This is a genomic window from Rhodopseudomonas sp. BR0G17 (assembly GCF_010907025.1).
Classification (GTDB): Bacteria; Pseudomonadota; Alphaproteobacteria; order Rhizobiales; family Xanthobacteraceae; genus Rhodopseudomonas; species Rhodopseudomonas palustris_H.
The window spans coordinates 101,901-114,320 of record NZ_QUML01000001.1 but is presented as its reverse complement, the minus strand read 5'-3'; the positions used below and the strand labels follow the sequence as shown (position 1 = coordinate 114,320).

10 protein-coding genes are annotated in these 12,420 nt (G+C 65.8%); 6 read left to right on the top strand and 4 right to left on the bottom strand.

Annotation, left to right across the window (positions count from 1 at the left end; translation table 11 throughout):
- Positions 1 to 17: 17 nt before the first annotated feature.
- Complete coding sequence (locus tag DY467_RS00535; protein ID WP_164633628.1) at positions 18 to 965, bottom strand: alpha/beta fold hydrolase; 948 nt, start codon at positions 963 to 965, stop codon at positions 18 to 20.
- Between the two features lie 143 nt (positions 966 to 1,108).
- Between DY467_RS00535 and DY467_RS00530 the strand changes: the two genes are divergently transcribed.
- From DY467_RS00530 to DY467_RS00505, 6 genes are all read left to right on the top strand, one after another.
- Entirely contained in the window at positions 1,109 to 2,350 is a 1,242-nt protein-coding gene (locus DY467_RS00530; protein WP_164633626.1) for a D-alanyl-D-alanine carboxypeptidase family protein, read from the top strand.
- Positions 2,351 to 2,352: 2 nt separating this feature from the next.
- A complete protein-coding gene (gene tmk, locus DY467_RS00525; RefSeq protein WP_164633625.1) occupies positions 2,353 to 3,045 on the top strand; it encodes a dTMP kinase in 693 nt (230 codons plus the stop codon).
- The gene (locus DY467_RS00520; protein ID WP_164633624.1) at positions 3,042 to 4,097 is read left to right on the top strand and encodes a DNA polymerase III subunit delta'; all 1,056 of its coding nucleotides are present in this window, start codon (positions 3,042 to 3,044) and stop codon (positions 4,095 to 4,097) included. Before tmk ends, DY467_RS00520 begins: the two co-directional genes overlap by 4 nt.
- An 80-nt stretch (positions 4,098 to 4,177) precedes the next feature.
- Positions 4,178 to 5,722: a methionine--tRNA ligase gene (gene metG / locus DY467_RS00515; protein ID WP_164633622.1), complete on the top strand. Its 1,545-nt coding sequence runs from the start codon at positions 4,178 to 4,180 to the stop codon at positions 5,720 to 5,722.
- Between the two features lie 4 nt (positions 5,723 to 5,726).
- Positions 5,727 to 6,515, top strand: coding sequence for a TatD family hydrolase (locus DY467_RS00510; protein ID WP_164571315.1), 789 nt, complete (start codon positions 5,727 to 5,729; stop codon positions 6,513 to 6,515).
- Positions 6,516 to 6,540: 25 nt separating this feature from the next.
- Positions 6,541 to 7,344 carry an MBL fold metallo-hydrolase gene (locus DY467_RS00505; protein ID WP_164633621.1) on the top strand — a complete coding sequence of 268 codons (804 nt, stop codon included), beginning with the start codon at positions 6,541 to 6,543 and terminating at the stop codon, positions 7,342 to 7,344.
- Positions 7,345 to 7,521: 177 nt separating this feature from the next.
- Here DY467_RS00505 and DY467_RS00500 read toward each other — a convergent pair whose 3' ends face one another.
- The 3 genes from DY467_RS00500 to DY467_RS00490 are packed head-to-tail and all read right to left on the bottom strand — an operon-like array spanning position 7,522 to position 12,141.
- Positions 7,522 to 9,171 carry an acyl-CoA synthetase gene (locus DY467_RS00500; RefSeq protein ID WP_164571313.1) on the bottom strand — a complete coding sequence of 550 codons (1,650 nt, stop codon included), beginning with the start codon at positions 9,169 to 9,171 and terminating at the stop codon, positions 7,522 to 7,524.
- Positions 9,172 to 9,225: 54 nt separating this feature from the next.
- Positions 9,226 to 11,109 (bottom strand): TRAP transporter large permease, encoded by a 1,884-nt coding sequence (locus DY467_RS00495; RefSeq protein WP_164633619.1) that lies wholly within the window; start codon positions 11,107 to 11,109, stop codon positions 9,226 to 9,228.
- Positions 11,110 to 11,121: 12 nt separating this feature from the next.
- Positions 11,122 to 12,141 carry a TRAP transporter substrate-binding protein gene (locus DY467_RS00490; RefSeq protein ID WP_107344705.1) on the bottom strand — a complete coding sequence of 340 codons (1,020 nt, stop codon included), beginning with the start codon at positions 12,139 to 12,141 and terminating at the stop codon, positions 11,122 to 11,124.
- Between the last annotated feature and the right edge of the window lie 279 nt (positions 12,142 to 12,420).

Below are 12,420 nucleotides of genomic sequence, written 5' to 3'. Positions count from 1 at the left end.
CAGCCGCTCCAATCGTCTCAGTAATTCTCCTTCAGAAACGCGATCAGCGCCGCATTCACTTCGGCGGGCTTTTCCTGCTGTATCCAGTGTCCGGCGCCGTCGATGATCAGCTTGTGTTTCAGATTCGGCAGCACCCGCTCGATCGCGGCGAGATGCTTCCCGCTCATCTTGTCGGAAATCACCGGGTCGTTGCTGCCGGCAATGAACGCGGCGGGCTGGCGAATCTGAGCGCCTTGCCAGGGCGCGGTCAGCTCCCAGTTGCGATCGATATTGCGGTACCAGTTGAGGCCCCCGCGGAAGCCGCTCTCTTTGTATTGCTCGGTGAAGAAGGCGAGTTCGGCCTCGGTCAGCCAGCTTGGCAGCGGCAACGTGGCGGCAGACCGGCCGATGAAACCGCGGCCTTCGGGCACGAACAGCGAGCGGGCCGGATCGGCGAAGCCGCCGCACAGCATGCCGCGCATCGTTCCGGCGACATCGCGCTCGAACTCGGCCTCGGCAACGCCGGGTTTCTGGAAATACTGCCAATAGAAGTTGGTGATGCCGGAGGCGCGCAATAGGTCCAGCGGCCGGCCTTTACCGCGCCACGGCGGCGGCACGCTGAGGCCCGCGACCGCCGCAAACAGATCTGGCCTAAACTGCGCCGCGTGCCAGGCGACCGGTGCGCCCCAATCATGGCCGATGATCGCGGCGCGAGTTTCGCCGAGCTCGGCCACCAACGCCACCATGTCGCCCACCAGATCGAAGATGCTGTAGGCCTCGACCGCTTGGGGGGCCGAGGAACGGCCGAAGCCGCGCATGTCCGGCGCCACCACGTGATAGCCCGCGTCCGCGAGCGCGCCGATCTGGTGCCGCCACGAATACGACAGCTCCGGCCAGCCGTGGCATAGGACCACCAGCGGACCTTCACCCTGTTCACGCAGGAACAGCTCGATGCCATTGACGGTGACAGTGCGTGTGGAAGCCATGGTGTATCCGCCCTGATTGTTATTGAGTTTGTGTGGAAGCGAGCTTGCGCTCACGGTAGGATTGATCGTCCGTCACCACAATCGAAAACGGCCGCGCCGGTTGCACGGCCGGCGGTCGTAACGCTGCCCTGGAAATCCCGTCGATGGCCGTCCTGACTTCGCTGCTTTCTCCGCGCTCGTCCCTTTGGCGCGGCCTGTTGGCGGGCCTGATCGCCGTGGCGGTTGGGGCAGGGCCGGTGACCGCCGCCAATCAGAGCGTGCAGGGCGCCAAGAAGGACGATTCCGGTTTCGAGGCTCAGGCGCCGAGCGCCATCCTGGTGGATGCCGAAAGTGGCAGCGTGCTGTTCGAGAAGAACGCCGACGAATTGCGCGCGCCGTCCAGCATGATGAAGCTGATGACGGTCGAAACCGTGTTTCATCTGCTCAAGACCGGCGAACTTCAACTCACCCAGGAATACCGGGTGAGCGAGAATGCGTGGCGCAATGGCGGCGCGCCGGCCGGCGGCTCGACGATGTTCGCCGAGATCCACAGCATCATCTCGGTCGACAATCTGCTGCACGGCGCGATCATCCAGAGCGGCAACGACTCTTGCATGGTGCTGGCCGAGGGCATCGCCGGCAGCGAAGCGGCGTTCGTCGAGCAGATGACCAAGCGGGCGCGCGAAATCGGGCTGACGCAATCGACCTTCGCCAACTCCACCGGGCTGCCGAACCCCGACAACAAGATGAGCGTGCGCGAACTGGCGAAGCTCGCCCGCCACATCATCCTGACCTATCCCGAATACTACCCGCTGTTCGGTGAGAAGGAGTTTACCTGGAACAAGATCCGCCAGACCAATCGCAATCCGCTGCTGAATGCGATGCCTGGCGCCGACGGCTTCAAGACCGGCTACACCAAGGAGGGCGGCTACGGCATGGTCGGCTCGGCGGTGCAGAACGGGATGCGGCTGATCGTGGTGGTGAACGGTCTCGAGGATGCCGACGACCGTGCCAGCGAAGCGAAGAAGCTGCTGGAATGGGGCTTCCGCAATTTCGAGTCGCGGTCGCTGTTCGCCAATGACGCGACGATCGGGTACGCGCGGGTGTTCGGCGGCGAGAAGCGCTACGTCCCGCTGACGCCGGCCGAGCCGGTCCGCGTGATGGTGCGCAAGAACGGCAGCGACAAACTGATCGCCCGGATCGTGTATCAGGGGCCGGTGCCGGCTCCGGTCGAGTCCGGGCAGCGGGTCGGAATGGTCCGGGTGTGGCGAGGCCCCAATCTGGCAGTCGAGGTGCCGCTGAAGGCGGCCGAGGCCGATCCGGTCGGCTCGACCATGCGGCGCGCGCTCGACGGCGCCAGCGAGCTGGCGATCGGCCTGGTGCGGGCCGGCATGGCAAAGCTCTGACCATGGTTCAAAAGAAGCCGACAAATCGTTCATTGCGCGGGCGCTTCATCACCTTTGAAGGTGGAGAGGGGGCCGGCAAGTCGACCCAAATCAGACTGCTGGCGAAGCGGCTGGAGAAGGCGCGGCTGCGCGCGCTGGTGACCCGCGAACCCGGCGGTTCGCCCGGCGCGGAGGCGATCCGCAGCGCGCTGCTGGCCGGGATCGGCAAGCTGATCGGCGGCGCCGATGCCGAGGCGCTGCTGTTCGCCGCTGCCCGCGACGACCATGTCCGCACCCTGATCGAGCCGGCGCTGGCGCGCGGCGAATGGGTGCTGTGCGACCGCTTCTACGATTCAACCCGGGCGTATCAGGGCAAGCTCGGCGCCGTCAGCCTGGATCTGCTCAACGCGCTGCAGCAGGTGACGATTGGCGACATGAAGCCTGACCTCACCGTGATCCTCGATATTCCGGTCGAGATCGGGCTGGCGCGCGCCGCGGTGCGCCGCGGCAGCGAGACGCCGGACCGGTTCGAATCCGAGGCGATCGATTTCCACCGTGGCCTGCGCGAGGTATTTCGCCAGATCGCCGCGCAGGAGCCGGAACGCTGCGTGCTGATCGATGCCAACGCCGAGCCGGAGGAGGTCGCCGACCGGATTTGGCAGGCGGTACGGCTGCGTCTGCTGGAGCCAGCCGGCAGCGGGGCGAAATCGGCATGAGCGCCCGCAAGGCCGCCTCGAAGGCAGCGGCGCCGGAGAACGCAGTCCGGCATCCGCGCGAGACCACGGAGCTGTACGGTCACGCCGCCGCAGAGCAGGCGCTGCTCGACGCCTATCGCGGCGGCCGGATTGCGCATGCCTGGTTGATCGGTGGCGCGCAGGGGATCGGCAAGGCGACGCTGGCGTACCGGATGGCGCGGTTCGTACTGACGCATCGCGAGCCGCAATCGGATGCGGTGCAGAGCGCAGCCTCGCTGGCGATCGACCCCGATCATCCGGTGGCGCGCCATATCGCGGCCGAGGCCCATGGCGGGCTGCTGACGCTGGAGCGTTCGGTCAACGACAAAGGCGTGCTGCGCAACGTCATCACCGTCGATGAGTCGCGCGAGACGATCTCGTTCTTTGGCGCCACCGCGGCGATCGACGGCTGGCGGGTGTGCATCGTCGACACCGTCGACGACCTGAATGCCAATTCGGCGAACGCGCTGCTCAAGGTGATCGAGGAGCCGCCGCAGCGCTCGCTGTTCCTGCTGCTGTCGAATGCGCCGGCGCGCGTGCTGCCGACCATCCAGTCGCGATGCCGCAAGCTGATGCTGCGCCCGCTCGCGACCGCTGACGTGATCGCCGCAGCGGCGGATGCGGCCGGTCTCGAGCGCGATGATCCGCAGCTCGGCGAAGCGGCCGCGGCCTCCGAAGGCAGCGTCGCGCGGGCGCTGATGCTGATGGGCGGCGGCGCGTTGTCGCTGCAGCAGACCACGACCGCGCTGCTCGACAGCCTGCCGAATGTCGATCCCCGCGCGTTGCACGCGCTCGGCGATGCGATCGGCGGGACCGATCGCGCGACTCTGCAGGCCTTCGTCGATGGTGTCGACCGCTGGGTCGCGGCGCGGCTGCGCACGCCCGATCCGAACGCGGAACTGCCGCGCCTTGCACGGCTGGCGGAGGTATGGGAAAAGATCGGCCGCGCCGCACGCGACACCGAAGCCTACAATCTCGAGCGGAAACCGCTGGTATTTTCGGTGTTCGGGCTTCTCGCGGAGGCGGTGCGCTGACGCCGATCCGGCGATCGATCGCCCGGCATGGTCAGCGCCGCCGCGCTCAACCGATCCAGATTTGAAAGGCGTCCGCGCAGATGGCGCAGCGAAATTCATTCTACATCACCACGGCGATCTCCTATCCGAACGGCGCGCCGCATATCGGCCACGCCTATGAGGCGATCGCGACCGACGCGCTGGCCCGGTTCCAGCGGCTCGACGGCAAGGACGTGTTCTTCCTGACCGGCACCGACGAGCACGGCCTGAAGATGATCCAGACCGCGCAGCGCGAGGGGATGACGCCGGCTGAGCTTGCCGCCCGCAATGCCGGCCGCTTCCGCGACATGGATGATCGCTTCGGCATCTCCTACGACCGTTTCATCCGCACCTCCGAAGAGCAGCATCACGCGTCCGTCCAGGAAATCTGGAAGCGGATGCAGGCCAGCGGCGACATCTATCTCGACAGCTATTCCGGCTGGTACTCGGTCCGGGACGAAGCCTATTACGCCGAAGATGAAACCGTTGTCGGCGAGGACGGCGTTCGCCGCGGCCCGCAAGGCACGCCGGTCGAGTGGGTCGAGGAGAAGAGCTACTTCTTCAAACTGTCGTCCTATCAGGACAGACTGCTGAAGCTCTACGAGGAGCAGCCGGATTTCATCGGCCCCGACGCGCGCCGCAACGAGGTGGTCAGCTTCGTCAAGGGCGGACTGAAGGATCTGTCGGTGTCGCGCACCACTTTCGACTGGGGCGTCAAGGTGCCGGGCGATCCCGAGCACGTGATGTATGTCTGGGTCGACGCGCTGACCAACTACATCACCGGCGTCGGCTTCCCGGATGAATCCGACAAGAACTGGCATTACTGGCCGGCCGACGTTCACGTCATCGGCAAGGACATCATCCGCTTCCATGCGGTGTACTGGCCGGCGTTCCTGATGTCGGCGGGCATCCCGATCCAGAAGCGCGTCTACGCCCACGGCTTCCTGTTCAACAAGGGCGAGAAGATGTCGAAGTCGGTCGGCAACATCGTCGACCCGTTCAATCTGGCCGACCAGTACGGCGTCGATCAGGTGCGCTACTTCTTCCTGCGCGAGGTGCCGTTCGGTTCTGACGGCAGCTACAATCACGAGGCGATCGTCAACCGCATCAACGCCGATCTAGCCAACGATCTCGGCAATCTGGCGCAGCGTTCGCTCACCATGATCGCCAAGCAGTGCGACGGCAAAGTGCCCGAGCATGGCGCGTTCAGCGAGACCGACAGCGCCATCCTGGCGATGGCCGACGCCATGATTGCGCAAGCGCGGACCGCGATGGCGACACAGCAGATCCATCAAGCGCTGAACGCGGTGTGGGCGGTGGTGGCGGAAGCCAACCGTTACTTCGCCGGTGAAGCGCCGTGGGCGCTCGCCAAGACCGACCCGGCGCGGCAGAAGACGGTGCTGTACGTCACCGCCGAAGTGTTGCGGCAGATCGCGATCCTGGCGCAGCCGGCGATCCCGACCTCGGCGGCGAAACTGCTCGACATCCTCGGCGTTGCGGAAGGTTCGCGTAACTTCGCGGCGCTGCCGACCCGGATCGTGCCGGGCACGCCGCTGCCGGCCCCTGCGCCGATCTTCCCGCGCTACGTCGAGCCGGCGGCAAGCTGACGCCATGCTGGTCGACAGCCACTGCCATCTCGACTTCCCCGACTTTGCCGACGATCTTGCCGGCATCGTCGCCCGCGCCGAGGCGAGCGGAGTGGGGCGGATGGTGACGATCTCGACGCGCGTCAAGAAGCTGCCCGACCTGGTGGCGATCGCCGAGCGATTTCCCAACGTGTACTGCTCGGTCGGTACCCATCCGCATCATGCCGACGAGGAAGACGGCATCACCGCCGATGAGCTGGTGAAGCTGGCACAGCACCCGAAGGTGGTGGCGTTCGGCGAGGCCGGGCTCGATTACTTCTACGAAATGGGCTCGCGGCCTGCGCAGGAGCGCGGCTTCCGCGCCCATATCGCGGCGGCGCGCGAGACCGGACTGCCGCTGGTGATCCACACCCGCGAGGCGGACGAGGATTGCGGCAAGATCCTCGAAGACGAAATGGGGAAGGGAGCTTTTCGCGCGGTGCTGCATTGCTACACCGGCGGTCGCGATCTCGCGATGAAGGCCATCGACCTCGGACTGATGATCTCCTTCACCGGCATTCTCACCTTCAAGAAGTCGCAGACGCTGAGGGATCTCGCCGCCGAACTGCCGGCCGACCGTGTCATGGTCGAGACCGACTCGCCGTATCTGGCGCCGGGCAAATATCGCGGCAAGCGTAACGAACCGGCCTATGTGGTCGAGACCGCCAAGGTGCTGGCCGAGGTCCGCGGCGTGTCGCTCGACGAGATCGCCCGCCAGACGACCGAGAACTTCTTCCGCCTGTTCGGCAAGGTGCCGGCGCCCGCCGCCGCATGACGCCTTTGACAATCGGGGTCGCCGCATGACGCTGACGCTCACCATCCTCGGCTCGGGCTCCTCCGCCGGCGTGCCGCGCCCCGCGCTCGGCTGGGGCGCCGCGGACCCGTCCAACCCGAAGAACCGGCGGCTGCGCTGCTCGCTGCTGGCGGAGCGCATCACGCCGGACGGGGGCATCACCCGCGTGCTGATCGACACCTCGCCAGACCTGCGCGAGCAACTGATCAGCGCCGACGTCGATCATCTCGACGCGGTGTTCCTCACCCATGAGCACGCCGACCAGACCCACGGCATCGACGATCTGCGCTCCGTGGTGATGGCGATGAAGCGCCGCATCCCGGTGTACCTCAACCAATCGACCGGAGAGCACGTGCTGTACCGTTTCGCCTACTGCTTCAAGCAGGCGCCGGGCAGCTCATATCCGGCGATCCTGGAGTCGCGGGAGATCGAGGCCGGCGACAGCAAGACGATCGCAGGCGCCGGCGGCGACCTGACGCTGACTGCGTTTCTGCTGAAGCATGGCGATATCCCAGCGCTCGGCTATCGCATCGCCGGCGCGGCCTACACGCCCGACGTCCACGACATCCCCGAACAGAGCTTCGGCGCCCTTGAAGGCCTCGACCTCTGGATCATCGACGGCCTGCGTTACAAGCACCACGCCAGCCACTTCAACATCGAAACCGCGCTGAAATGGATCGCCCGCTTCAAACCGAAGCGCGCCGTGATCACCAATATGCACGCCGATATCGACTACGAGACCCTGCGGAAAGAACTGCCGGAGGGCGTGGTGCCCGGGTTCGACGGGATGCGGTTGGAGATAGACGGCTGACCTCTCAACCGGTCATTCCGGGGCGCTCGCGACAGCGAGCGAACCCGGAATCTGAAACATGCACGGCCTTACTCAACACCTCGGGATTCCGGGTTCGCGCTGCGCGCGCCCCGGAATGAAGAACGAGAGTGGGGCGTCCTTGGCGGTCGCCCCCGCAATGACACTGGGGCGAAGTAACTACTCCAAAATCGCCTTCGCCGACTTCACCTGATCGCGCAGCATGAATTTTTGGATCTTGCCGGTCGAGGTCTTGGGGATCGACGAGAACACGATGCTCTTCGGCGTCTTGAAGCCGGGGAGGTGTTCGCGGCAATAGGCGATGATCTCTGCTTCGGTGGCGGTGGCGCCGTCCTTCAGTTCGACGAAGGCGCAGGGGACTTCGCCCCATTTTGGATCGGGTTTGGCTACGACGGCGGCGAACAGGATCGCCGGGTGCTTGTAGAGGACGTCCTCGACCTCGACCGACGACACGTTCTCGCCGCCCGAGATGATGATGTCCTTGGAGCGGTCCTTGATGATGACGTAGCCGTCGGCGTCGAGCACGCCGAGATCGCCGGTGTGGAACCAGCCGCCGGCGAGCGCTTCCTTGGTGGCCTTCTCGTTTTTCAGATAGCCCTTCATCACGATGTTGCCGCGGAACATCACCTCGCCGATGGTCTCGCCGTCGCGCGGCACCTCCTGCATCGTCTCCGGATCGAGCACGGTGACGGCTTCCTGCATCGGGTAGGGCACCCCCTGCCGGCGCTTCAGCTTGGCGCGCTCGGCGACCGGCAGATCGTCCCAGCCGGGTTGTTCGGCGCAGACCGAGGCGGGGCCGTATACTTCAGTGAGGCCGTATACATGCGTCAGCTTGATGCCGATGGTCTCGGCGCCCGCCAACACCGCCATCGGCGGCGCCGCGCCGGCGATTAGGCCGATGACCGGCTTCGTCGCAGGCCCCTTCGGCGCCTCCGGTGCATTGATCAGGGCGTTGTAGACGATCGGCGCGCCGCACATGTGGGTGACGCCGTGCTTCGGGATCAGCTCAAAGATCTTGGCCGGATCGACCTTGCGCAGGCAGACGTTGATACCGGCCGCGGCTGCGATCGTCCACGGGAAGCACCAGCCGTTGCAGTGGAACATCGGCAGCGTCCACAGATACACCGGATGCTGGCCGAGATTGCCGGCGAGAATGTTGCTGACGGCGTTGAGATACGCGCCGCGATGATGCGTGACGACGCCCTTCGGATTGCCGGTGGTGCCGGAGGTGTAGCCGAGCGAGATCGCGTCCCACTCATCCTCGGGCCGATGGCCGACAAAGGTCGGATCGCCGGACGCGACGGCATATTCGTATTCGAGTTCGCCGATACGGTGGCTGCCGGGAAACATCTTGTCGTCGACGTCGATCACCAGCGGCTTCGGCTTGGTCATCAGCTTCAGCGCTTCGGCGACGACGCTGGAAAACTCCGGATCGACCAGGATGATCTTGGCGCCGCCGTGATCGAGTTGGAACGCGATCGCCGCGGCATCGAGCCGGATGTTCAGCGCGTTCAGCACCGCGCCAGCCATCGGCACCGCGAAGTGCACTTCGACCATCGCCGGCACGTTGGGCAGCATCACCGCCACGGTGTCGCCCCGGCCGATGCCGCTCCGGGTCAGCCAGGAGGCGAAGCGGCGGCAGCGCGCGCGGGTTTCTTTCCAGGTGTAGTGCCGGCCTTCGTACACCACGGAGGTCAGCTCCGGATAGACGTTGGCGGTGCGCTCCAGGAAGCTCAGCGGTGACAGCGGCACGAAGTTGGCCGGGGTCTTGTCCAGACCGATGCTGTAATGACCTTGCGGGGTGCTCATGACGACCTGCCTCTCACTTCACGACGGCGCCGCTGCGTTCTCCCCGCAGCGCCTCTACAAGAATCCAATCGAGATCCACGGGATCGCCGCGACCACGATCAAGCCGATCAGCAGCGCCAGCATATATCCCCAGATCGGGCGCATGCCTTCGGCGGGATCGACGCGGCCGATCGCACAGGCGGCATAATAGCCGACGCCGAACGGCGGCGCGAACAATCCGATGCCCATCGCCAGGATCACCACCATGGCGTAGTGCACCTCGTGGATGCCGACGGCGCGGGCGATCGGAAACAGCAGCGGCCCGAACAGCACGATCGCCGGGATGCCTTCCAGCACGCTGCCCAGGATGACGAAGGCAACGATCGACACCGCCAGGAACGTGGCGGAGCCACCGGGCAGGCCGGTCATCGCCGCAGCGAGCGCCCGCGAGAAGCCGGACTGCGTAAGGCCCCAGGCCATGCCGGTGGCGGTGCCGATGATCAGCAGAATGGCCCCCGACAGCGCCGCGGTCTCGACCAGCATCGGCCGCAGCCGGCGCCAATCGAACTTGCGGTACACCAGGATGCCGACCACCACGGCATAGACGATGCCGATGGTCGAAACTTCGGTGGCGGTAGCGACGCCTTCGACCACGGCGGCGCGGATCACGAACGGCAGCGCCAGCGCGGGTAGGGCGACGATGAAGGCCTTACCGATCTCGCTGCCGCGCGCGCGTTTGACATGGCTGAGGTCTTCGCCGCGATAGCGCCACCACACCAGGCCGCACAGCATGATCGCCAGCACAACGCCGGGCAGCAGGCCGCCGGTGAACAGCGCGGAGATCGAAACGCCGGTGACCGAGCCGATGGTGATCAGCACCAGGCTCGGCGGAATGGTCTCGGTCTGGGCGCCGGTGGCGGAGAGCAGGGCGACCAGATCGCCCGGCTTCGCGCCGCGCTCCTTCATCTCGGGAAACAGCACCGGCGCCACCGCGGCCATGTCGGCGGCCTTGGAGCCGGAGATGCCGGACACCAGATACATCGCGCCGACCAGCACGTAATGCAGGCCGCCGCGGACGTGGCCGAGCAGGCTGGCGAGAAACGCCACCATCGCCCGCGCCATGCCGGTCATCTCGATCAGCAGGCCAAGGAAGACGAACAGCGGCACCGACAGCAGGATGAGGTGGCTCATGCCCTCGTCCATCCGCCCGACCAGGATCAGCAGCGGCGTCGTGGTGGTCAGCGCCAGGTAGCCGTAGATCGCCAGGCCGAAACCGAACGCGATCGGCACGCCGGCGAACACGCAAGTGGCCACCACGCCGACGAAGAAGATCACCAGATTGAGGTTGCCGAGCGGCTTGAACAGCGGCTGCGCCAGCCAGAACGCACCGATCAGCAGCGCGACGGTCAGCGCCGCGCCGAACACCAGCTTGAGATCACCGAACCGGATCAGCCGCAGAGCTGCGAACAGCGCCATCAGCGCGATGCCGACCGGCAGCGCCGCGGCGCGCCAGCTGTTGGCGAGCGATAGCGCCGGCGTGGTGATGTAGCTTTCTTCGTAGGCGTATTCGTAGGCCGGCGCGGCGATCAGCAGCAGGAACGCCAGTGCCGCGCAGATGCCGACCAGATCGAGCCAAGCGCGCAGGCGCGGGGAGGCCCCCGCCACCATCGCTGTCATCCGCATGTGTTCGCCGCGACGGAATGCGACCGCCGCGCCGAACATCGCCAGCCACAGAAACAGGATCGACGCCATCTCGTCGGACCAGATCAGCGGACTGTGGAAGACGTAGCGAGATACCACGCCGGCGAACAGCACGACGACCTCGACGACGACCAGGATCGCCGCCGGAATCTCGACCAACAGGCCGAGCCCAGCCTCCAGCGCGCCGATCAGCGTCTTACGCTGCGGCGCGTGGAGCCGTTCACCGGCGGTGAGCTGGGAAGCGTCGGCGCTCGCCATATCGGCCAGCCGTTACGCCAGCTTGCCGACGGACTTCTCGAGCAGCGACCACGCCTGATCGCCGTATTTGCCTTTCCACTCGGCGTAGAAGCCGGCGCTGCGCAGCTTGTCGCGGAACGGCATCACCGGCGGCTGATTGAACAGCAGGCCCTTGGCGGTCAGCTCTTCCTTGACCGTGGCATTGAGCTTGGCGGTGTCTTCGCGTTCTTTCACCGCGGCGGCATTGATGTGCTTGGCAACGATCGTGCGCACGTCCGGCGGCAGCTTCTCCCAGGCGCGACGGTTGGCCAGGAACCAGAAGCCGTCCCACATGTGGTTGGTCAGCGAGCAGTACTTCTGCACTTCGTACAGCTTGGCGGTCGAGATCAGCGCCAGCGGGTTTTCCTGGCCTTCGACCACCTTGGTCTGCAGCGCCGAATAGACTTCGCTGAAATTGATCGAGGCGGGGGCTGCATCGAACGCCTTGAACATCGAGGTCCACAGCGGCGACACCGGCACGCGAATCTTGAAGCCCTTGAAGTCGTCCGGGCCGTTGATCGGCTTGGTCGAGGACGTGGTCTGGCGGAAGCCGTTGTCCCAGATCTTGTCCATCACCATCAGTCCGGCCTTTTGGATCTCGCCGCGGACGTAGCCGCCGAGCTCGCCATCCATGGCCTTCCAGACGGTCTCATAGTCCGGGAACGCGAAGCCGATGCCGTTGATCGATGCCGCCGGCACCAGGGTCGACAGGATCAGGCCCGACAGCGTGAAGAACTCGACGCCGCCGGCGCGAATCTGGCTCAGCATGTCGGTGTCGGAGCCGAGCTGATTGTTCGGGAAAACGTCGATCTGGACCTTGCCGTCGGTCTCGGCCTTGATCGCTGCCGACATCTCGCGGGCGCGAACATTGAGCGGATGGGTGTCGGGCAGGTTGTTGGCGTATTTGTACTTGAATTCGGCCTCAGCGGCCCGTGCCACCCAAGGCGCACCGATGCCACCGATCGCGGCTGCCGCCGCCGACGCCTTCAACAAGCTCCTGCGTGAAAAACTCATCTCGCTTCCTCCTGCCCGCGTGGTCTTTTTGTGAGAACGCACCCGAAATGTCGACGCGCCCTTGGTCATCATTTCGGCTGGTCCGGTCAAGCGATTTTGAGCCGCCGGTGGATGGCCGGGCCATCGACCGGACCAAGGTTGTGGCCGGACGGCCTGGCGCGCTGGGACCGAGACGGACCGGTCGGCACCGGAGCCTGCAAGAAGCACCAGGTCCGAGCGATGCACGACCGGCAGACGGCTTGGGACGACCGTCGCGCAGGCTTCCGGAGGCGCGGCTGA